This window comes from Marivivens aquimaris (assembly GCF_015220045.1).
GTDB classification, from domain to species: domain Bacteria; phylum Pseudomonadota; class Alphaproteobacteria; order Rhodobacterales; family Rhodobacteraceae; genus Marivivens; species Marivivens aquimaris.
In genome coordinates, this window is record NZ_JADBGB010000006.1 from 22,251 (window position 1) to 44,692 (window position 22,442).

At 58.1% G+C, this 22,442-nt stretch carries 18 protein-coding genes and 1 pseudogene; 13 read left to right on the plus strand and 6 right to left on the minus strand.

Annotation, left to right across the window (positions count from 1 at the left end; genetic code table 11):
- The first annotated feature begins 151 nt into the window (after positions 1-151).
- Complete coding sequence (locus tag IF204_RS19380) at positions 152-1,063, plus strand: DUF2493 domain-containing protein (RefSeq protein ID WP_194098704.1); 912 nt, start codon at positions 152-154, stop codon at positions 1,061-1,063.
- 121 nt (positions 1,064-1,184) lie between these two features.
- On the opposite strand, the gene IF204_RS19385 is transcribed toward IF204_RS19380, so the two are convergent.
- The gene (locus IF204_RS19385; protein WP_194098705.1) at positions 1,185-1,520 is read right to left on the minus strand and encodes a hypothetical protein; all 336 of its coding nucleotides are present in this window, start codon (positions 1,518-1,520) and stop codon (positions 1,185-1,187) included.
- Positions 1,521-2,116: 596 nt separating this feature from the next.
- On the opposite strand from IF204_RS19385, the gene IF204_RS19390 reads away from it, so the two are divergent.
- From IF204_RS19390 to repC, 4 genes are all read left to right on the plus strand, one after another.
- A complete protein-coding gene (locus IF204_RS19390; RefSeq protein ID WP_017470241.1) occupies positions 2,117-2,455 on the plus strand; it encodes a DUF736 domain-containing protein in 339 nt (112 codons plus the stop codon).
- Positions 2,456-2,666: 211 nt separating this feature from the next.
- Positions 2,667-4,025, plus strand: coding sequence for a ParA family protein (locus IF204_RS19395; protein ID WP_194098706.1), 1,359 nt, complete (start codon positions 2,667-2,669; stop codon positions 4,023-4,025).
- Complete coding sequence (locus IF204_RS19400) at positions 4,022-5,038, plus strand: ParB N-terminal domain-containing protein (RefSeq protein ID WP_194098707.1); 1,017 nt, start codon at positions 4,022-4,024, stop codon at positions 5,036-5,038. The genes IF204_RS19395 and IF204_RS19400 overlap by 4 nt, the downstream gene beginning before the upstream one ends.
- Before the next feature lie 220 nt (positions 5,039-5,258).
- Complete coding sequence (gene repC / locus IF204_RS19405) at positions 5,259-6,539, plus strand: plasmid replication protein RepC (protein WP_194098708.1); 1,281 nt, start codon at positions 5,259-5,261, stop codon at positions 6,537-6,539.
- Positions 6,540-6,551: 12 nt separating this feature from the next.
- Here the strand turns inward: repC and IF204_RS19410 are convergent, their stop codons facing one another.
- Positions 6,552-7,661 carry a tyrosine-type recombinase/integrase gene (locus tag IF204_RS19410; protein WP_194098709.1) on the minus strand — a complete coding sequence of 370 codons (1,110 nt, stop codon included), beginning with the start codon at positions 7,659-7,661 and terminating at the stop codon, positions 6,552-6,554.
- 113 nt (positions 7,662-7,774) lie between these two features.
- Here IF204_RS19410 and IF204_RS19415 point away from each other — a divergent pair.
- The 6 genes and pseudogenes from IF204_RS19415 (at position 7,775) to IF204_RS19440 (ending at position 16,828) form a co-directional block, all read left to right on the plus strand.
- Positions 7,775-8,478 (plus strand): annotated as a pseudogene (locus IF204_RS19415) (DUF1403 family protein).
- A 2-nt stretch (positions 8,479-8,480) separates the two neighbouring features.
- The gene (scpB, locus tag IF204_RS19420) at positions 8,481-9,095 is read left to right on the plus strand and encodes an SMC-Scp complex subunit ScpB (protein WP_194098710.1); all 615 of its coding nucleotides are present in this window, start codon (positions 8,481-8,483) and stop codon (positions 9,093-9,095) included.
- A 327-nt stretch (positions 9,096-9,422) separates the two neighbouring features.
- Positions 9,423-10,709 (plus strand): Fic family protein, encoded by a 1,287-nt coding sequence (locus tag IF204_RS19425; RefSeq protein WP_194098711.1) that lies wholly within the window; start codon positions 9,423-9,425, stop codon positions 10,707-10,709.
- Between the two features lie 116 nt (positions 10,710-10,825).
- Entirely contained in the window at positions 10,826-13,354 is a 2,529-nt protein-coding gene (locus tag IF204_RS19430) for a tellurite resistance TerB family protein (protein WP_194098712.1), read from the plus strand.
- Positions 13,347-14,654 carry an ATP-binding protein gene (locus IF204_RS19435; RefSeq protein WP_194098713.1) on the plus strand — a complete coding sequence of 436 codons (1,308 nt, stop codon included), beginning with the start codon at positions 13,347-13,349 and terminating at the stop codon, positions 14,652-14,654. Before IF204_RS19430 ends, IF204_RS19435 begins: the two co-directional genes overlap by 8 nt.
- Positions 14,655-14,659: 5 nt before the next feature.
- The gene (locus IF204_RS19440) at positions 14,660-16,828 is read left to right on the plus strand and encodes a DEAD/DEAH box helicase (protein WP_194098714.1); all 2,169 of its coding nucleotides are present in this window, start codon (positions 14,660-14,662) and stop codon (positions 16,826-16,828) included.
- A gap of 13 nt (positions 16,829-16,841) precedes the next feature.
- Here the strand turns inward: IF204_RS19440 and IF204_RS20365 are convergent, their stop codons facing one another.
- From IF204_RS20365 to IF204_RS19460, 4 genes are all read right to left on the minus strand, one after another.
- A complete protein-coding gene (locus tag IF204_RS20365; protein ID WP_194098715.1) occupies positions 16,842-17,351 on the minus strand; it encodes a toll/interleukin-1 receptor domain-containing protein in 510 nt (169 codons plus the stop codon).
- Positions 17,352-17,383: 32 nt separating this feature from the next.
- Positions 17,384-18,823, minus strand: a complete 1,440-nt coding sequence (locus IF204_RS19450; RefSeq protein WP_050524417.1) for an SIR2 family protein — start codon at positions 18,821-18,823, stop codon at positions 17,384-17,386.
- 77 nt (positions 18,824-18,900) lie between these two features.
- Complete coding sequence (locus tag IF204_RS19455) at positions 18,901-19,407, minus strand: TIR domain-containing protein (RefSeq protein WP_050524416.1); 507 nt, start codon at positions 19,405-19,407, stop codon at positions 18,901-18,903.
- A 58-nt stretch (positions 19,408-19,465) separates the two neighbouring features.
- A complete protein-coding gene (locus tag IF204_RS19460) occupies positions 19,466-19,837 on the minus strand; it encodes a TIR domain-containing protein (RefSeq protein ID WP_156209801.1) in 372 nt (123 codons plus the stop codon).
- A 1,120-nt stretch (positions 19,838-20,957) separates the two neighbouring features.
- On the opposite strand from IF204_RS19460, the gene IF204_RS19465 reads away from it, so the two are divergent.
- Both IF204_RS19465 and IF204_RS19470 read left to right on the plus strand, forming a co-directional pair.
- A complete protein-coding gene (locus IF204_RS19465) occupies positions 20,958-21,296 on the plus strand; it encodes a DUF736 domain-containing protein (RefSeq protein WP_194098716.1) in 339 nt (112 codons plus the stop codon).
- 634 nt (positions 21,297-21,930) lie between these two features.
- The gene (locus IF204_RS19470) at positions 21,931-22,107 is read left to right on the plus strand and encodes a hypothetical protein (protein WP_228069695.1); all 177 of its coding nucleotides are present in this window, start codon (positions 21,931-21,933) and stop codon (positions 22,105-22,107) included.
- The last annotated feature ends 335 nt before the right edge of the window (positions 22,108-22,442 follow it).

A 22,442-nucleotide genomic window follows, 5' to 3' on the forward strand; every position in this document is an offset into this window, starting at 1 on the left:
CTGAGCCTGCGGCTCATTCCTCGCGGAGACAATTTTCCGGCCCGCGGCGCATTCTCCGCTTCGCTCCGATCCTGACGGATGCGGCCCGGTCGCCGCCGGTCCTGGTATCGCCCCATCCAAATCGGGTCAGATCAAACAGAGGAACCAGCCAATGCCCCATCAGACAGACATCCAAGAGGAAACCGGCGTGACCTCCGCCATCCTCGACCACCTCGCACTTCACGGTGCAACGCCTGGGCCCGGCGAGACCGATCATCGCCCCCTGCCCCAGCCCGACGAGGTCGAACTCGCCATGGCGACGCTCTTTGACACCACCATTGGCCTTCTCACCGGCAGCCAGTTGGAAGACAATCTCGAAGAGATGCTCTGGTCCCTCACCTCGATCTTCCATCGCCGGCTCACCCATATCCAGAAGCTCCTCGATGACAACGAATTCGAGGTCCGGGAAAGTCTGGCCATCCAGGACGGTTCCGAGGTCGCCTCGGTCGAACTCGAGCGCCTCCAGATGATCGGGCTGAAGCTCTGGGACCATCGCGACGCCTTCGAACAAATGCGCGATCTGGCCGTGGACCACTTCTCTGCCGCCACCGGCTCTCCTTGGTTGCCCCGCACCGGATCACGCGTCTCGCATCGCGGCCTCACCTCCGCCGTGGTGGACAGTCGGGCCTATCTCTCGGCCAAGCGCCGCAAGGAGACCGAAGTGCACTGCCCCGAAGGCACGCGGATTGCGTTTTCGGGCGGGGACTATCAGGCCTACGATCTGATCTGGTCTGTCCTCGATGCCACCCATGCCAAATACCCCGACATGGTGCTCCTGCACGGTGGCACGCCCAAGGGCGCCGAGATGATCGCCGCCCGTTGGGCAGATACTCGAGGCGTCACCCAAGTGGTCTTCAAGCCCGACTGGAAGAGCCACGGCAAGGCTGCCCCCTTCAAGCGCAACGACAAGATGCTTGAGACGATGCCGCAGGGGCTGATCGCCACGCCCGGCTCGGGTATCACCGAGAACATCGTCGACAAGGCCCGCAAGCTCGGGATCCGCATCAAGAGGATCGGGGCTTAGGCCCCGGTTCTACAATGACATCAGTCAGAGCCCCCTGTGCGGTTCGCTCTATGAGTTCGCAGAGGTGCGCAGTTCTGCGGGATTTGGTCTGTCAGACTGCTGAGTGTGCGGATGAGGATTTCTAGCTGGCCGCTGTCGCGGGACTTCCTGCAGCCTCGTGACGCTCTCGCCGTCCCGCGATCAGCGGGATGTTCGCCGAATGGCACCCCATGTCGGCCAGGAAACCGACCAATCCGACGATCGTCTTGAACTCGCGCAACTTGAAGACGCTACGGCTCGTGACAAGCATCTTCGCGTCTTGGCCATCCTCCGTCACCGCGTGCACGACCCAAGAGCCATACCAACTGTTGTGGCGCTTCTCGGCAGTCTGGTTGCAGATCACCTCGATGAGGTAGCCACTTGAGAGCAGATCGCGCAGGCCATCCTCGGTGACCACGTTCGGTGTTGCGCCGTCCAACTGTTTATCCTCTTCACTTATGCCGACATGTATCGGGATTGGAACGGGTCCGAGCTTCTACCTGATCTTCCGAGTCGCATGCGTCGTTGCTCAGTTTCGCGCTGCCATACGGGACATCCTCGAAGTTCGCAACGCGGCCGGGATTGAAGTCGTCGGGAAGAGATGCGCATGTCTTCGTCTTGGCATTTCATCTTCTCCAGCCTGTCAGATCGCTTTCTGCTTGAGGCCCCTGATGACCCGACCAAGGAACGGAACACGGGCCGGTGTCGCGTTGCGACGAGACGTGGCGTGTACCCAAAGAGAATGTGTGACTGTGCAACGATCGCTTTGGCGTTCTTGACTGTCGGCTGTTCCCCTACCTTCCTCCGTGGCCCCCGCGCTTCTCCCTTAGTCTGAGTTGCATGACATGCTGGTCGCAGCTGTCGTCCCGTCCACAAAGGTTGTCGCCGATCTTTTTCCCCTGACCCTGCGGGTCATTCCGCGCGGATCAAAAAGACCGGCGCCTGCCCCTCTCCGCTGCGCTTCGCCTTCGGTGTGGACGGGCCTTGGCCAGCTGCAAGGTGACCATCATTGCAACGCAAACAAGGAGAAGAGCAATGACCACGAACTGCATCAAATTCACCAGCGCCGACATCGAAACCGCCAAGGGCGTCGGCTCCATCTCGACCCTGACTTTTGATCTCGACATCACGGTCGAACCCGTCGCAAGCACGAACCCGATGGCCCCCACGCACCGCGTCCTCGGCCGCTCCCCGCGCGGCAAACTGGTCGAGTGCGGCGGCATCTGGAAGAAGCAGAACAAGGAGACCGGCGCAGACTACTACACGCTGACCATCCGCGACCACGGCTTCAACGCCAACCTCGGCAAGGCTGCGAACCAGGACGATCTGTCCCTGCAGGCCGTCATCCCCTGGGGGCCGAAAGACGCCGCTTGATCTGAAGAATTGGGCCCGACATCGTTCGGGCCCAGCACCCGCAAGTCGATCTTGAACGCGTTCAAGATTAGATCGTTTTGCACCTCACCGCCTCTAATCATACTCCTGAATTCAGGTAGGCGCGTGGTATCTTCCAATTGCGCCCATAATAGTGCTACTATGAGTGGCGAAACGAGTCGAACTCGGAATCAACCGAAGTCGGGGCAGCGATATGAGCGGAAGTCTAGAACAGTTTTTGACCGACCTGTCACGAGGTCTGGAGCGCACAATGGTCGCCGTCAACAAAGAGTTGACGCTGCGCCATCGTATCAAGCGCACATGGTCGATGCGACAGTGCGCTCGCTTCTTGAACGTCAGCATCCAATACTTGACCAAGTTTGCGAATGGTAACGACGACTTTCCAAAGGGTGAGTACGTTGGACGCGAGCGTGTCTTCAACCTTCATGAACTGATGCATATGCGCGCTTTGATGGCGGCGTCTGCAAAGCGTTCTTTTGACTATCTTGCGTGGCGCAAGCCCGGCGATCCGCTTCCAGTCATTTCATTTGCCAGCCAAAAGGGCGGAACCGCCAAGAGCCTTAGCGCTGCACATTTCGCACAGTACCTGAGCCTACATTACGGAATGCGTGTTGGCGTGATGGATGCGGACCCTCAGAGCACGATCACACTTTACTTTGTAGGCGGTGAGGGGTTGTCTCAAATGCCTACTGAAGAAACGCCATCGATGGTGGACTTCGCGGGCCTCTTCCAGTCTGAGGAGGCGCCGTACACGGAGCACTCTGCGAAGACGCTGGATAGCTTCTTTTTGAAGACTTCTTGGCCAGGGCTTCGATTGGTTCCAGCGCACGGAGAGACCTCTGAGGGCGAAATTCAGATCGCCCGCTTGGTTCGCGAAGCTCCTGCAGGCAAGAGTTTCTACCGCTACCTTCGGGACGCGATTGATCGCTGGAAAGAAGCGCACCCTCCGGCAACTGCTCCCAATGAACTTGTTACGGATGGAAAGGTCGATCCTGTCCGACTTGAGCATGCGCTGAACGAAACGCTGGATTGCATCATTATTGATTATCAACCGGCGCTGACGCTTTTCCAGCTCAACAATGTGATAGCCTCTTCATCCCTCGTCATTCCTCAGACCATGAAGGGGTTCGACATCGCAACTCTGTCGACCTTTGTCACCGGCCTGCTAGGTATGCTGCAGCACATCTTAGCACATGAGCGTATCGATATTGGCTCGGGTGCCAACATGCTTTTGCCAACCATTGTGCAGCGTTCCAACGGTCAGGATCTCAACCACATTGGCAATCTTCTCGAGCACTGCCCCACGGAGATCTTGCCCGTGTTCTATCTTCGGTCAGACGCGATTTCGAACGCTTCAGACGTTTATCAGTCGGTCTACGAATATGAGCCTGACACGCCTGGCAAACGAAAAGGTATCAACAGATTTATCGAGAACGCAGACGCGGTGAATGATGCAATCGTCAGCCGTCTGTGGCCAGGCCTCGAACGTGGTTATGCGAATGCTTGGATGGACACGTTCTATGATGACGATGATGGGGAGACCGCAGCATGAAGCGAACTATCCCGAGGTCGCTGGTTTCGAAAGCTTTGAGCCAATCATCTGAGCCGAGTGGCAATGGCGACGAGGCAAAAGTCGACACTGCACCGTCTTCTACTACTGCACCTTTCAAGGGAGCGGGTAGTGCATGGAAGGCCGGCGCACTTGCCCAATCGCAGGCAGCGGTCGAGCAGGGTCGCGCGCAGCTCGTCGAAGACATTCTGAACGGCCGTCACGAGCTTCAGATTTCACCGGAACAAGTGCAGGATCCGTTAGGTTCAGATCGTCGTGATGACTGGCTGGCACAAGAGGCCTTTCAAACGCTTCTTAAGAGCATCGAAATCAACGGCCAAGACACGCCCATCCTTGTCTGGCCAGAGGATCCGAATTGGAAGCCTGACCCGTTGAACCCAACAGACGTCGCGGATGCTCGCTTTATCATGCTGACCGGCAGACGTCGTCATGCTGCAGCGAAAACCCTGGGGCTTAAGCTTCGAGCAATCTTGGCGTCCCCAGAGAAGCGAGGCGCGGAGAACGCGCAGTTCGAGATGCTGTTCCTCCGTTTCCGGGAAAACGAGGAAAGGGAGAACCTTGGCGCATTCGAGCGCCTACTGGCTATCGGAGAGATGTACGAGACGCTTCGTGAGTCTGGTGAGAAGACGACTGCGGTAGCGTTTGCAGCACGTATTGGTGTCCACGAGAGTATCGTGTCGCGCGCTCGCGCAGTTTTCGGGGCTCGAGATCAAATCTTGAACGCGTTCAAGAACGCTTACGACATGAGCTTCCAGGATCTGCAAAAAGCGCTGGCCAGCCTTGAGGGCAAGCCGAAGAAGCAAGTCAGAAAGTCCGTTCAGAAGATCACCGCCAAGCGCAAGGTAGGGGGTCGTAATCTCTCGCTCACGTCAGCGAACGGCAATCTCTCGATCAAAGCCGCAAGCGTACCGCTGAGCCAAGAGAAGCTTGAGGAGTTGAGCGATCTGATCGCGGACTTCTTGGCAAAGAATAAGGAGGTTCCACCGGCGGGCTAGAGCCTGAATACCGGTGCATCTCCATACATTGAGGCAACGAGCAAGAAGGAAGAATGTGATCTAAAGGCAAAAGAAAAGCCCCCAAGCTGAGGGCCTGAGAGCTAATCTTATTGGTTTGGTCGCCTTGAAGATAAGTCTCTCTCGAATCACTGTCAACGACGAACGCTTCTGAGCGAACGGCTTTCTTTTGCCTCCACATAACTGGAGGTGAGAAACAGGCATGAAACACACAGGTTGGCGCAAGCCGACACCGGGTCTTGGCATTGCAGAGCAGCTTGCCCAAGCCGGTGAACAGGTAGCTGTACCCAAAACACGGGCCTTCGTGGCCGTGAAACGGGTAGGGGCCTACATTGGCCTCAAGGCCGGAGACATGATGCTCCTCGACACGCTCGGGGCCTTCACCCAGGCCCAGGACTGGGAGGAGGGGCAACGCCCGATCGTATGGGCGTCAAATGCCTATCTGATGGAGCAGACGGGGTTTTCGCTCTCCGCGCTCAAGCGCCATGCACGGCGCCTGGCCGAGATCGGCGTGATCTCCTTCCAGGACAGCCCCAACGGCAAGCGCTGGGGTCGCAGGGACGCCGAGGGGCGCATCGTCGAGGCCTACGGCTTCGATCTATCGCCTCTTTCGGCGCGCGCCGAAGAGTTCGAGGAGCTTCATGCCGAGTTGCAGGCGGAGCGCGAGCTCTGCCAACGCCTCAAGCGCCAGATCACCGTGGCACGTCGCATGATCCGCGCGCGGATCGAAGCGGCCGTGAGCAGCACGCTTCGCGGCCCTTGGGTGCAGTTCACGGGTCTCTTCGAGGAGCTTCTGGACCGGCTTCCGCGCCGCCACGAAGCTTCCGAGCAGCTTGCCGGGCTCTTGACGTGGTTCAGGGAGCTTCAGGAGCGTGTCGAGGCAGCCTATCTCAAGGCAACTGAGATCGTCCAACCTGTGGAAAACACGCCGGAAACCATGGAGCAAGCTTCTGAGAAGACTCAAGAAATGAACCCCAGGGGGGTCATTTCTGACCCTCATATACTAATTACAAACCAACTTAATCCTGTAATTCGTAATTCCTCAGAAAATGAGGAAGTCGCGGCCGTGGTGCCCAATGCTCAACCCGAAGATCAGGTTGATAGGGATCTGGAAGAGTGGGTTGCCGAGGTGCGCAAGAAGCGCGCCGCGCTGGATCTGCCCACTGTGATGCAGGCCTGTCCCGAATTCGCGTCCTGGGCGCGCAATATGGGCGGGTTCTTGAAGGATTGGGGCGATCTGCACCGGGTTGCTGGTCAACTGAGGCCGATGATTGGGGTATCCGAGCATGCCTGGAACGTGGCGCAGGACCGGCTGGGCAAACAGGTGGCGACAGCAGCGCTGGCGTTGGTCTTCGAGAAGCATTGTGCGGGTGAAGTTTCCTCGCCGGGCGGCTATCTGCGCGGGATGGTCGAAAAGGCCGGGGCAGGGGAGCTGCACCTCGAGCGCAGCTTCTATGGCAGGCTCAGCGGGCAGGCGGCGTGATGGGGCAGGGGCTCAGAGGCCGGCAGCCTTGGTCAGGTTCACGCGGAACCGGTCGCGTCGGCGCTGGTAGCGACGAGTCATCTCTGCCGAGGCATGCCCCAGCTGCTTCTGGACATAGCGCTCGTCGACTTCGGCTGAACTCGCGAGACCAGCACGCAGCGAGTGACCGGAGAAAAGTCCCAGGCGTTCTTTCTCGTGCAATTCGGATCGGATACCGGCATCTAGAACCGTGCGCTTGATCAGCCGCGCGACATGCTTATCGTTGAGCCTCGTTTCGGATGCCTTCTTACCATCGCGCGAGGTGCCGACGAAGATCGGACCGAAGTCGATCTTCGCGAAGTGCAGCCATTGCTCGAGACTATGCACGGGGCAGGTCTGCTCCTTGGAACCGCGGCCGATCTCGACCTCACGCCAGCCGGTCTTGGCGTTGAGCGTGAGGACGGCGCCTTTCTCCAGGATCTCGATCCATCCGCCGGAATCCGGCGTATCGTCTTTGTGGACGTCTAGGCTGACAATTTCCGAGCGGCGCAGGCCTCCGGCATATCCCAGCAGCAGGATTGCCCGATCCCGCAGCCCGCGCAGATCATAGGGCAGGGTGGCGACCATCGCGAGGATGTCTTCTGCCAGTATCGCTTCCTTCTGCACCGGCGGGCGCGCGTGCTTTCGCTTGATCCCTGCCAGAACCGTAGCGATGTGCCGGTTCTTGCGATCGAGGGAAAAGCCGCGTTGTGCGTAGTTCCATGCGAGACCAGACAGGCGGCGGTCGATGGTTGAGACGGACAGGGCAGGGGCGGGGCCTGACCCGGACGCCAGGTCGGCGAGATAAAGCCCGATCATCTCCGGGGAAGGTGGCAGCGGTTCCGCGCCCTTCATCCGGCACCAGCGCGTGAAGTGCGCCCAATCCTTCGCGTAGGCCTTCAGCGTATTGTCAGACGCCGCCGCGCGCGCATAGTCGCGGGCCGTATCGACCAGCCGATTGAGCATGCCGGAACCGGCGACAAAGGACGGCAGGCTCAAGGACTCGCCGTCAGGGCGATCTCTCTCGTTGTCCTCGTTGACCGAAGACCCGATTGGCACGTCTGAGCTCGATTTCTCGGTGTTTTCTGACATGCCGCTGAGCATATTCTTTAATGTCCGATAATGCAAACTTATTGGACATGACTGTAAACCACAAGGCGGGGCGGTTTTTGCGCTATTTTCTGGCAGAAAGCGCCGCACAGGTGTAGGCTCTGGGCATGACATTTGCCCGACCGGATCACGCCAGCGACTTAGGCACCTTACCCAGGATACCCGGCTGGGTCACCTCGGCGCGGGCCGAAACCCTTGAAGATGTGGCGTTTTTGTCGGGCGCGGCGCTGAACCACCTGCATTTTGTGTTGGGACGCGAGGAAGTCCCCCAAGCCTTGTTGCGAGAGCGACTGGCGCTGCGCGCGGCTGAGGCTTGTGTTGCGTTTTCCGGTCGTCCCGAGCGGGCAGGGGAGCTGCGTGACGTTGTGCACCTTCTGTGCCCCGGCGACCTGCCCGGACCGGCCGGCGAAACCTGCCTGGCCTGGCGGCGCGCGGTGGAGCGGCCGATGTCGATCAAAGCTCTGGGCCGGGCGTTGCCGACCCTCGAGCCGGGCCCGATCGCAACCTGGCTCGACGCGGGGAAAGGCGGGCCGGTGACCCGTGCCGCAATGGTGCTGGAGGCGGTGCTGCGCGAGGCGCCGCACGCAGACGTAGCAGGGCTGATCCTCGCGGATGCGGCCCTCGCGGAGGCGCTTGGTTGGGACCGTCTCGTGCCGCTGCTGGCCCCGGGCCTGAAGCGCGCCGACCTGCGCAAGCAAGGCGATGACCTTTGCCGGATCGCGCCGCGCGGCGGCTCTGCGACCGGCTGGTCGATCTTGGCGCGGTCCGCGAGCTGACCGGGCGCGACACGTTCCGGCTCTACGGGGTGTAGGGATGGCGAAGGATCGTTCCGACCTCGATCTTGACCGCGAACTCGCCGACCTGCCGCCGGAGCTGCGCTGGCGCGAATGGATGCGGCGGATCGAGGCGGTGCTCTTTGCCTCTGCCTCGCCGGTCCCGCGCGAGGATCTGGCCCGAGTGGTGGGGCAGGGGGCCACGGTCGATCTGCTGGTCGAGGATCTGGCCGCCGATCTGGAGGGGCGGGCGTTCGAGATCGCCCAAGTCGCCGGCGGCTGGATGTTTCGGACGCGAGCCGCCTATGCGCCCGCGATCCGCGCGGCTGCGGATGTCGGGGATCAGTTGCTGGACCTGAGCGAATTCGACATCGCGGTCCTGGCGGCCGTCGCCTATCACCAGCCGATCACCCGCGATGGCCTCAAAGACATCTTCGGCAAGGAAATCAGCCGCGAGCTGATCGGGCGGCTGCATGCGCGTGGCCTGATCGGGACCGGGCCAAGGTCGCCTCGGCGCGGGGCGCCCTATACATTCGTGACGACCGAGCAGTTCCTTGTCGCGTTCGGGTTGGATAGCCTCCGCAATCTTCCCGATCGGGAGCAGCTGGTGGATGCCGGGGTTGTGGGCGAAGCACCACAAGTCGATTTCGGATAGCGAGTTGCCGATCTTGTTGGGCGCTAAGGATCTGAGAGAGCACTGTTTTACCTCACCATGGTTTCGAATCTTGCCGATCTCCGTTGCCGATGCTTGGCGCAAACTCGGTCGTTCTGGTTATCGTTTCATCTGCAGCGCAACGATTCATGTGGGGCGCCAGAAATATTCACAATTTCAAGGTGATAATCGTTTCGTGCTATTGACGAAGTTGGCTTTTGCTTCCTGACGCCTGAATCGTTGCAAAATCCGCGCAACGAAAACTTGCGCCTGGGAAAAGTGTAGGTGTATCAATATCCTAATCGTTTCACGCTTGCAGGATATCGTTTCATGGCCCTGTCGGATCAAGACATTCTCGACTTTGTCGGTGAGAACCCGGGTGCTGGGCGCGATGCCATCCGGAAGGGCATTGCAAGGGATGTGAGCGAAACCACCGTATGGCGTCTCTTGAAGCGCATGGTGGATGAGGGGCGCCTCGAAGTATCCGGCAAGGGCAGGGCGACAGGATACAGAATTGCCGGGGGCGCGGTCGTCCGGGCGCATTTGTCGACGCCATATAACCGGCGAGCGCCGGTATCCTATCGACCGGAGTTTCTCGACGCCTACGTCCCAGAAAAGACCTGGTACCTGTCTGCACCAGACCGCGAAAGACTGTTGGAGGCCGGCCGTCCGCAGGGCGGCGCAATTCCTGCCGGAACATACGCGCGCCGGATCCTTGAACAGCTTCTGGTTGATCTTAGCTGGGCATCATCCAGGATGGAGGGCAACACCTACGATATTCTGCAGACCGAGCGACTGATCAGGTTTGGCGAAGAAGCTGCGGGAAAGGATCGAAAAGAAGCCCTGATGATCCTCAACCATAAGGAAGCCATCCAGTATGTCGTCGACAATCTCGATGAGATAGGGCTTCGGCGTCCCGATCTGTTCGCGATTCATGCGCTGCTCTCAGACGGACTCCTGGCGGATCCGGCAATGTCGGGCCGATTGCGAGCGATGCCGGTCGGGATCTCGCACTCGAGCTATCGACCGCTCGACGATGCGGTCACGATTGCAGAGGAGTTCGACATCCTGCTCCACAAGGCTGCGCAGATCACCGATCCGTTCGAGCAGTCCTTTTTCCTCTTGGTGCACATTCCGTACCTCCAGGCCTTTGCCGACGTTAACAAGCGAACTTCGCGCGTGGCCTCGAACATCCCACTTCTAAAGTCGGATCTTGCGCCGATGTCGTTCACGACGATGGACGACAGCGACTATATCGATGGGCTCATCGGGGTTTATGAATTGAACAATGTCGCGCTGCTGCGTGAGGTCTACATGGACGCGTACTTGGCGTCTGCGGAGAAATACCGAATTCTTCGCGCTGAGGTGGAGAGCCCGGAAAAGGCTGCGCTTGCATATCGGGAATTCGTTCGCGCTGCTGTCCGGCGTTGCGTTCTCGAATTCAAGGAGTTCCGAAACGATGCGGTTGATGAGATGGCTTTGGCTGCTGGCGTGCCCGAAGCTGATCGAGCGGATGTTGTCGCTTACGTTCGTGAGCAGATCGCTGGGCTCCATGAAGGCAACGTAATCCGCTATCGGCTGAAACCAGACGACCTGAAAGGAGTGAACCTGCGCTAGATCGTTGATCGAACCGGACCGAAGAACGTCTACGCATCAAAAGCGCATTCAATCATTGCGATAGTCGTTGCAATGATGGGCATCCAAAATAGTGTGGTTCGGAGAGGGTTCCGATAATGTCTTCAATACTCAAGTTTTTCCGAATTACTTTCTTTCTCGCCCTGTATTTTTTCTTATGCATGGTCGTGGTGACCATAATGCTTCAGGGTTGGCCGGTTGGTGGCCAGATGCTGTTTGCATTTGGTGTTCCCGTCATTCTGGTCTGGTGGCAAGAAAAACGGAGATCGCGGAAAGTCGCTGCAAAGGCGCAAGCTGAGGGGAGTTCCGAAACCCACCCCCCCCGACCTGAGCCGGTGCCGCGCCCAAGTGCCTACGACAAGCGTATCGAGCGTGAGCGCGAACGAACTCGCGAAGCCAAGGCGTCTCAAGCACCGGCTGCCGTGCAGGCCTACTCTCCACCAAAGCAGGACTACGCTGAAATCGTTCGGGCTGGAAAGTCTGCGGCGCCGGCACTTGCCGCGGCCGCTGAACGAAATCAGCCCTCGCGAATGGCATCGAGCGAATCGCCCCGACCAACGAAAAGCGGGTGGGTCCCGTCTAGCGAAACAGCTAGCGTGGCCGGCCGCAACATCGGCGGGATGGTCTATGTCGGCACGCCCCCCTTGCTGAACACCTACGGGTATCGTGACAAATGCCGAGCCTATATCGATCCGTCCCTGTCGGTCGCGCGCTCTGGACCCGACAAAGCTGGAGAAGGTATGCCATACTGGCCTGGGTACTCGGATATCTCACCTCAGTGCCGGGCGACCTACCTCGACTGGTTGGCCAGCGGGCGAAACGATGCCTCCTACAACCCCGGCTACATGTTCCTGTACTTCTACGGGCTAGAGCGTCGCTTCTTCGTTGATCAGTCCAATGAAGACGCAAAGGATATCGTCCAGGAAGTTCGGCGGCTGCAGTCACTTTACCCTGACAACCACTCCGTCAGGCGCTATTTGGGTGAGTTCCTCGACATAGCGATGCTTGCCGAAACCGACCTCGACGCGATCGATCCGATTTTTGAGAAGCAGGGCTGGGAACTTCCGTTCTCACTCAAATACGCAATCGGAGCTCGGATCGACAAAGGCGAGAACCTGACAGCTGACTGGTTGCTGAGTTGGCTCATCTGCCATCCGGAAACAAATCTGAGAACTCCCGCGACGCGATGCCGTGACGAGTTCGTCGCTCTTTTCCGTATGCGGTTTGATCGGCGTTTCCCTGATGGGCTCAAAGTAACCAAACCCCGGAAATCACTCACGGCTTCTTATAGGGCCGCCTCGAGCGAGTTTCAGGGGTCTGCCAACCCAACCGTTGATGGCAAGCCGGTCCCGGATATTTCCGGTCTGCGCAAACCGGTCGAGATTGCCCAGGAGTTGGCTGACGAGGTGATGAACGACCTCGACAAGCTCAGTCGCTTCCTGGGCCGAAACCCTGATGGCCGCGGAAGCGTGGAAGCGCATGCCTTATTGCCCTCTGAACTGTGGGATGCCTTCCCATCGGAGGAAATGAACCGCTTGAAATCTTGGGCTGCCGATATCGTCGATCGGGGGGGATTGGTGCCGCTTGAAGAGGTGATCGGACGTCTGGAGGGAGAAACGGACGAGAAGATCGGGAAACGGCAAATGACAGGAGCGGCCGACGCGCTCGCGCGCCTCGGTTTCGGTCTGGCGCCCGACCCTCGGTTTGCGCTCCGGTCGCCCAAGGCGGAAGAGCCTGTTGTGCTGTTTCGTCTGGGCGAGCCTATCGAGCGACTGGAGGACGTTTCCGACAGCTATCGAAGCGCCTTAATCGAATTGGCACTTGGGTCGTTCGTTGCTCATGCGGATGGTCGCATCGCGGAGCCTGAACGCAGGGCGTTGGAAGAGCAAGTTGCTGCCGCGGCCCTCAGCGATCAGGAACGCCGCAGGCTGCGTGCAAACCTTGAATGGTTCCTGGCCGTGCCACCGGACATGACGCTTCTGCGGCGCAAATTGAAGGAGGTGGGCCAAGACAGCCAAGCCGCTATGCGGGCAGCGCTGGTCGGTGCAGCACATGCCGATGGCATTATTCACTCCGACGAAGTTGCAAGCATCGAGAAGATCTACAAGGCCTTGGGCCTTGATCCTGCGCTGGCCTACTCGGACCTGCATGCTGGCGAAGTTGCGGATGGTCCACGCACCGTTCTTGCCTCGCAACCGGGTCGCCCGGGCGAAGCTATACCCGCGCTTGAAAAAGCCAGCGGACCGAAGCTCGACGCTTCGCGGATCGCGGCAATCCGTTCGGACACCGAGCGCGTGTCGTCCGTCCTCGGTCAGATTTTCGATGTTGAAGAGGAAGAAAGTGGTGCCTCCGCGCCTGCCAGCCAAAGCCAGCTGGTAGGGCTTGACCCGAAACACGGCGCCCTTGTCCTCGAACTGGTCACTCGAGAGCATTGGTCTGAAACCGAGTTCGAGACGATCTGCGCCTCGCATGGGTTGATGGCATCCGGGGCTTTGGAAGTCGTGAATGAATGGGCTTTTGAGACCTACAACGAAGCACTGCTCGACGAGTATGATGGATATGACGTGTCTCTGGAAATTGCGGAGGCGGTAAAAGAAAAGATGAGTGCGGAGGGCAGGGATGTCTAAGTTGAAACCACGTGAACGCGATGCAATCGTACAGGCGCTTCGGGCCGGGGTCGTGCCCAAACTCGGTTTGCGCCATATTCAGGTTGGCCGCGTCCGAGAGATTGAAGAGCTCGTCAAGGACATGGACCGGATATCCGATGGCGGATCGGCGATCCGGTTCATCATCGGGGAATACGGATCGGGCAAGACGTTCTTCATGAACCTGATCCGCCTCGTGGCTCTGGAGAAAGGCCTGGTCGTGATGTTCGCCGATCTGGCGCCGGATCGGCGCATTCACGCGACCGGCGGACAAGCTCGGGGGCTGTATGCCGAGATGGCCCGAAACCTCTCGACGCGGACAAAGCCCGATGGTGGGGCATTGGCCAGTGTGGTGGAGCGTTTTGTCAGCCAGGCTCACAGAGACGCTGAAGAACGAGATCTGCCAACAGGGTCTGTCATCCGTGAACGCCTTGGCCACTTCGAAGAACTTACCGGGGGGTTTGAGTTCGCTGAAGTCATCCGTCGATATTGGGAAGGCCATGAGACCGGCGACGACGAGTTGAAATCCGCGGCCCTGAGGTGGCTGCGCGGTGAATTCGCGACACGTACCGACGCGCGCAAGGCGCTTGGCGTGCGAACGATCATCGACGATGCCAGTGTCTACGACCATCTGAAGCTGATGTCGGCATTCGTGTGTGAAGCCGGTTACAAAGGCCTACTCGTCGGCCTCGACGAGATGGTGAACCTCTACAAGCTCACATCGTCGCAGGCCCGCAATGCAAACTACGAACAGATCCTACGGATCCTGAATGATGTGCTGCAGGGCAGTGCCGAGAACCTCGGATTTCTGATGGGCGGGACCCCGGAGTTTCTGATGAACACCCGTCGAGGGCTCTACAGCTACGAAGCCCTTCAATCGCGTTTGGCCGAGAACACCTTCGCGCGAGACGGATTGGTCGACCTTTCAGGACCCGTTGTCCGGCTGGCCAGCCTGACCCCTGAAGATCTCTTCGTTCTTCTGGCCAATGTCCGGCGGATCATGCAGGACGATGCCGGTGCTCTGCCGGACGACGCGCTCGAAGCCTTTATGGCGCATTGCTCGGACCGGATCGGTGAAGCTTACTTCCGCACCCCGCGCAATACGGTGACGGCATTCGTGAACCTGCTTTCCGTGCTTGAGCAAAACCCCGGTGTCGAGTGGAGCGATCTGATCGAAAAGATCGAGGTGTCCGAAGACCTCGGCGAAGACATGACTGAGGTAGACGAGGCGACTGGCACCCAAGACCCCGGTGACGATGACCTGATCAGCTTCAAGCTCTGACGCCGATGAGCAGTGCGTTCGACAAACTGGCGAGGCCTGTGCAGAAATGGATACGCCAGAAAGGATGGCGCGAACTTCGCGACATCCAGGCGCGATCCATCCGGACGATCTACGAGACCAACGCCGATTTAATCGTTGCGGCGTCCACGGCGGGCGGAAAGACCGAGGCGGCGTTCCTGCCGTTGATTTCACAGGTGCTTGACGAGCCGTCGGGCGGCACCGGTTTCGACCTGCTCTACATCGGTCCGCTGAAAGCCTTGATCACGGACCAGGCCATGCGGCTGGAGGGCATCTGCCAGGAAGCAGAGCTTCCGGTTGTTCCCTGGCACGGGGATGTCTCGCAATCGATCAAGACGCGCGCGTTGAAATCTCCAAAAGGGATCCTGCTGATAACCCCAGAGTCCCTTGAAGCGCTTTTCATTCGTCGCGGTTTGGAAATTGCCCGCCTATTTGGGGCCACGCGGGCGGTCGTGATCGACGAACTGCATACGGTTCTGGATAGCGAACGCGGTGTCCAGCTTCGTTCACTGCTCACAAGGCTCGAGCTCGCGATAAAGCGCCCAATCCGTCGGATAGGTCTGTCAGCTACGCTAGGCGACATGGACCTCGCCAAGGCCTATCTTCGCCCTGACGCAGCAAGCTCTGTCCAGCTGATCGAAGCAGATGGCGGCGAGGCAGAATTGAAGCTTCAGCTTCGCGGCTACCTCTCAGGCGATGAGGATGAAAACAGCCCATCCGCAACGGACGCGATAGCAGCCCATCTGTTCAAACACCTTCGAGGCAGTGACAACCTGGTCTTCGCCGGAGCGCGCCAACGGGTCGAGATTTACGCAGATCGGTTGCGGGAGCTTTGCGAACGGGAGCACCTGCCACAGGAATTCTATCCCCACCACGCGAGCCTCTCCCGAGAACACCGTGACTTCGTAGAACGGCGCTTAAAGGATCCTGCCAAACCGACGACCGCCGTTTGCACGTCGACGCTCGAGCTTGGAATCGACATCGGTGACGTGACTTGCGTGGCTCAAATTGGCGCGCCATTCAGCGTCGCGGCGTTGCGACAACGGCTTGGCCGGTCAGGCCGGCGTGAAGGACAACCGGCCATTCTCAGGCAGTACGCTGCCGAAGCCAAGTTGACGCCGGAGAGTAGCTTCGTGGATCGTCTTCGCCTCGGCCTGATCAGGTCCATCGCGATGATAGACCTGCTGCTGGAAGGTTGGTGCGAACCACCAAAACCGCAAGCCCTTCACCTTTCGACGCTCGTCCATCAGATACTATCAGTTATTGCGCAGCGCGGCGGTGCGTCTGCAAGCGCGGTCTACAACGTCCTTTGCCGCGAAGGCCCTTTTCGAAAGGTCACAACCGATATATTCGCAGATGTATTGCGTGCGATCGGTCATCCTGAAACCAGCTTGATCGAACAAGCCGCAAGTGGGCTGTTACTCTTGGGACCGACAGGCGAAAAGCTGGTTGAGCATTACAGCTTCTCTGCCGTGTTTCAGACACCTGAAGAATTCCGTTTGGTTGCAGAGGGGCGGGATCTTGGAACCCTACCAATCGACAATGTTCTTGCTCCCGGGATGCTGCTGATTTTTTCTGGTAGGCGTTGGGTGGTTCAAGAAATCCATGATCGTGAAAAGGTCATCGTCGTCAAGCCCGCGAAGGCTGGTGTGCCTCCAGTCTTCGGCGGCGATGCTGGGGACATTCATGACAAGGTGATCGACCGAATGTTCGCCGTGCTCGAGGGGGATTCCAGCCCAGATTACATGGACACAGTCTCTTTGATGATGCTCGAGGAAGCGCGTGCTCACTATGAACAGCTGGGGTTTAGGGCCAATAACATACGCAGCATCGGCGAGCGTACATCAGTCATTGCGACGCGGGTCGGTACGGTGAAGACATCAACCCTCGCGCTCGCTCTGAGAAGCGAGGGGTTTTCAGTCGAGCAGCACGACGGGTTTCTGCTGGTGGAGAACGGGGACGAAACCCCCGATCTACGGGCGGTGCTTGGAAGGATTTCGGCGAAAGATGCGCGAGACCTCTTCGGTGATGCTGGAAACCTTGTTTCGGAAAAGTTCCACCCCTATCTGCATCACGAATTATTGGTTCTCGACGCGTGTTCTTCCAAGGTCGATCTTAGTTGCCTTAGCAGGTTGTCAGAGCGGTTGAGACCATGACAATCATGCCCGATTACCTCAAATTCCGTAAATCGGTGCCGTATAGTGACCCCGGATCAACTGCGGCGAAGCTCCCATCCGTACGTACATCAATCCTTCGGTAAAGATCCAAGTATTCGTTCCCATGGGTGACCGTACCCTCGCGCGTAGGGATTATCAGTAGATTCTCGGGGTACTTGTATGGATCGGCATAGCCGATTTCCCAAGGACACCATCGCGAAGAAACTGAATTTGAGGTAGCAAGAAACAGGAAATAGTCGAGTTCCCTGATGCGCTTCTTGATTTTGTCTGCGGTTGTCCGATTGGGTTTACTCGGCATGGAATTGTCCATCCAATCCACATATACGTGCCAACCCGCCCTTGTCAGTAGGTTAATCAGGCCCTGCACGAGGTCGCGATCTTGGTGGGAATGGCAAAGGAATGCTGTAGTGAGTCTGTTCTGTTGGGCTTCAGCCAGCGACTTCGCAACACGCCTGTCCCCCATTCGTGCTTGGAGCCTGATATCTGTCATGGAAATTGGCATGGTATTTCTCCGCAGCTTCAAGGGAAGGATCGTTACTTTCCGAACTTTTCGGTGATGCGAACCAGATCCACGATCGGTTGCAGGAGTTCGTCCAACGAAGTCACAGGATCATTCAGCTTCTCAATGAGTGGCAGTAGCTCTGAGGGAACACTCGGATAAGATGTGGGGTCCTCTAGTATGCGTTTCGCAAGAGCACCAGCGGTGGAACCAGTGGCACCCACTGGTAGCAAGACGAGGCCGTGTTCCGCAGCGATTTCGAACTCGGAAACCATCCCATTCGCTTCAACGACCTTTCCTTCAACGATCTTGTTTCCAAACAAGAAAATTGCCATTCCAGCTGAAGGAATGAAATCGTCCCGGTATGTCTTCCACAACTTTTCGCGTTCATCCTTATCTTCGACAAACTGAGGAAATGGGCGAACAAGCAGGTGATCATCTACCTGGCGATCTAGATTTCTATACACCTCCTCTAGGGCTCCGGTGAAAAGCGCATTGCCTACGCCCAGACCGAGGCCCGTGCTAATCCGAAGTGAGTTCTCAACCAGCAGCGAACCGAGTTTTCGCATAAAGCCCGTAACTGCGTCTTCTCCCCAGGGCGAAAATTCAGATGCGCTAGCAGAAACGAATATGGTTCTCATGCGGAAACGCCGTGCCACCTCTCGAAGCGCTTCCGTGATTTCTTCATACTCATCCACCAAGATTGCGTGAATGTTGAACCTCTTCAGGTCCTCAATCATTAGGCGTTGTCGTGTCAGCGCGAGCCTAAAATCTTCGTCACTCTCGTCCGCTTGCCGTGATCGGTTCTTAAAGAATGCAAAGTGCCGTCTTTGGTTCTTCTCAAACGTTACGCGAACGCGCGAAAGAATGTAGTCCAAGTTGGGGTCAGAGAAGCTGAACCCAATGAAGACAAATGTCTTTGAGACCAGGTCCCCAGAAAGTGCCGTAATATATGCGCCGTGAGTCTTGAAGTACTTTTCGTAGTCATCTTTTGTTAGAATTGCGTTGGCCGGGTGTTCAACATCACCGTGCATTTTATAGACGATGGCATGTCGCTTCGATCTCGTGGTTGCGAGCTGGGGAACCGTGTATTTTACATCTGCGATTTTACCAGCTTCACGAAGAGAGTCCTCAATAAGCCGGTCATAGTTCGTCGTCCAGAAAACCGGGATGTCGAGGGACGCCAGTATTCGGTGATTTTCGGTTGGTTCGACATTTCGACCCAACGCATCCAATATCGCCTGATTGATCGTCGCCCGGTCTCGGGTCTGGTTTTCGTAGAATTGCGCCAAAGCGACAAGATCACTCTCTTTTTCGATGTCAAGTTCAAGCTCTTTCGCCAACGGCGCAAGAAGCTCCGACCAGTCCACATGTCCTGCAGCTTTGGACGCACCCGCGCCAAGGAATACAGCTGCATTTTCGGAGCGGATTTCTTCGACAAACTTTTCGACAAAGCGTTCTACGTCTTTCTTCATGTGGATAATGCTCCGAATAAAAGTCTGCCGATATTCCTGGTTCAGATTGCACTGAAGCCCAGTTTTGGTCCGTGATCTTATTTGTACTTGGCGCGATTTTGGATTGCCTCTTCAATCCAGCTTTCGATGTTAGTTTGGATGCTGGCGTAGATATCCTTGCTCGTGCTTCCGGCAGGATTCTTCAGTGTCGGAGCTGATCCCAGCGTCACAAGTCTGCCATCTTCAGACACCTTGAGGTCTGTAAAGGGACTGGTACCTTTTGTGGAAGTATTGCCGTTCAAGTCTTTGAGTCCGTGGATATGAATGCCAAGGACGCCTTTCCCTTCTTCCCAGGCCTTTCTTATTTCGTACCGAACCCATTGCCGGGATGCTGTTTCGCTTCCTACTAGCACGACCACGCAGGATTTCCCTGCCATATTGTCATTTATCCACTTCTTGATGGCGGCTTCGCCTGTATTTTTGATTTCTTCCCAGCGGTTGGGCGTCACGGGACTGTTGCCCTCAAGAGAGTTCATATTCCGTACGAGCTGGGTGCGTGAGTGATCGTTATTGAAGTGAAAACTAAAGAAAACGCGACGGGCCATTTGGGTTCCTCGGATTAGGGTGGAATCGTGACTGATCTAATGTGAGTTCGCAGCCGGTTTAGCTAAGTATTTTTCTTAGGTTTTCCCAATTCCAACGATAGAGTTGCCCGGCATCCTTGACCGGAGTGTAGTTTCCGTCTCGATAGCCAATGATTTGTACCACCTTTTTCCCTTGATCCCGGGCCATTTTGATTTCCTTCAATACACCGGGCGCGCGGTGCGTTTGAGGACCGACCATGACGAGCACAACCCTGGCTCTACCGATTGCCCTATAAGCCTTGGCCTCCCAACTCATCTCGGGAGCTGCTTCCTTCAACGAGTGATCGATGACTTGGAACGGCGAGTCGGGCCTACGAGCTTGTTGGATTATGAAATCCTTTAGCCGTCGGTCGTTGTCAAAGTCGAAGCTTACAAAAATCGGTGTCTTCAATCTTACCTCGTCTCGTGGAGCTTGTGGGTGGGCAGAGAACATCTAGTGCCGACTCTAGATATATTGTGGTGCGTTCGTCCTGCGATTGCAACTTCTAGTGGCGAACATCAGTACAGCAACCGCAAGTAATCGGTTTTCCTCGGGTGCCTAATGTTTCAAAGCGACGGTTGTTACGTGCGGAACTAGTGCGGCCATTTTCGGCTCGTGGCCGTGGGTGATAGAACTTTAGGAGGTCTATTGTCCCTCTGCTGTCCCGTCCTATTGATCATGGCCCCTCCTGTCCTTTGGTCAGGACCGCGCCCTACTCGGCCGGCTGCACGCAGCCGGCCTCACCGAGATGAAACGCTGCCTCTCCCTGCGACGTGCTGCTGGCCGGGCAGTCTCCTCCGGAGCCATCCCGACCAGCCGTCGCATGGTCGTGGCAACGCTTCATCTCGGCCATTCGGTAACGGTCGCTAGGGCGGGGCGGATTGCCTCAATGGTCTCGTCCAGCGCGCCTCCGCCGGCAGTATTCCTCGCATTGCCGGACATGCTGTTCTGCCATCATTGACCGTAAACGATGCTCGACGACTGCCGGATTGCATTGGCAGCAATTGGCAGAGGACCGGAGATCATTGCGATGCAAGAAATCGCAAACGATTGGGCTGCCGAAGAGGGGCCGTTCAAAATCGGGATGAACCGCGCCCGGTGCAGATGCTTCGACGGTCTGCTTCAAATCGCTCAGTCAGATGGCACCACACTCGACCAGCTTGCCTGCGGATGTGCGCTGGCGCGCCACGTTGGGCAAGGCTCGGCAAAGCGCGAACCCGTCCGGCTGCGGCTCGGGGTGAGAGGGCTGAAAAGACACCGCGCCCGGTCGTTCTATTGGCTGTTCACCCAGTTTCCTTCGCGGCCACTGCACTTCTCCTTTTGTCTGAGTTGCATGACATGCTGGTCGCAGCTGTCGTCCCGCCCACAAAGGTTGTCGCCGATCTTTTTCCCCTGACCCTGCGGGCCATTCCGCGCGGAGCAAAAAGACCGGCGCCTGCCCCTCTCCGCTGCGCTTCGCCTTCGGTGTGGCCGGGCCTTGGCCAGCTGCATGACCGCACTTCGTGCTGCAACGCAAAAAAGGAGAAGAGCAATGACCACGAACTGCATCAAATTCACCAGCGCCGACATCGAAACCGCCAAGGGCGTCGGCTCCATTTCGACCCTGACCTTCGACCTCGACATCACGGTCGAACCCGTCGCGAGCACAAACCCGATGGCCCCCACGCACCGCGTCCTCGGCCGCTCCCCGCGTGGCAAGCTGGTCGAGTGCGGCGGCATCTGGAAGAAGCAGAACAAGGAGACCGGCACCGATTACTACACGCTGACCATCCGCGACCACGGGTTCAACGCGAACCTCGGCAAGGCCGCGAACCAGGACGATCTGTCCCTGCAGGCCGTCATCCCCTGGGGTCCCAAAGACGCCGCCTAAGCCAACAGCCAGTCCGCTCCGGCGGTCTGGCTTTTCCTCGTTCCGGGGAACTAGTCTTCGATCGGCGCACCATCGGTGTCCGAAGGATGCCGCAAATTTCCGACGCGGACGCAGAGGTGGGTAGGAAGACCGGAAAGGTCGCAGATGCGGCTCCGATCTTTCTGTTCAGTGTCAGCGTGGACCGTGGGAACCCGAGGCGGAGCCGAATGTCCGCAGGGAGAGCTGGCAGCGCACTGAGCGAGGCAAGTGCACCCCTTCTCTCATTCGAGCAACCCGCGCTTGGGTCGTGTCGGCGAAGCTGCCAGGGCGCCGAACTCACCTTGTGCCGCGAGGGTGCAATCCGCAGATGAACGTCATGCGTCTGGAGGGCATCGTCTCCAATCCGTGTCACAGCCGCGCGCCTTTCCGTCGACCTGTTGGCCTTAGAGATCGCTAGCCCGGGGTCGAGCGGTCGGCAACGCCGGGGGCAGGTTTCTGGACGGCTGACGCCTTGAGCGCTGCGGGGCATCGCTCACAACAAACCTGCCCCCGGCGTGCTCCATTTCATTCCGCCCCGTACCGGGTGCCGCCCGCTCTCATGCCCCCGGTCTTTTCCACGATCCGTCCAACGACGATCAACGGAAAGGATCACACCATGACACTCGAACAATCCATCGACCTCGCCGAGCTGCAAGCCGACATGGCCTTCGAGGCCTACCTCGCCGCCTTCGATGAAGACGCCCATCCCGAGACCCTCGACAGCCTCGAGACCGAGGCACTGATCGCCCGCAACCGCTACGACGATCTGCGCAATCAGGGACTGGGTCACTGACCCAGACACTCCTGCGGGTCCTCGGATCCGCAGGGGTCTGACGCCGTCTCTCTGAAGCATCGTGCCGCCCTCAGAGGGTATGACCCGGGTCATCCCGCGCGGGGCAGTTTTCGTGTTCGTCGCGCCCGATCCGTGACCGGTTCGGGCATTCAGTTTGCCTCTCGTCGCGTGCTGTTTGAGCGCAAATTTCGGAAGCTTTTGCGACCTGGTTGTCCTGCACCGATGAGGGCGGACCCCGTTCCATGTCGCGCCGCGGCGAGGGGTCTCGATGACGTCCAATGCCAGCAAAAAGACACAGCATGCAAAACGTAATATTGCGCAATGTGATGTATTGA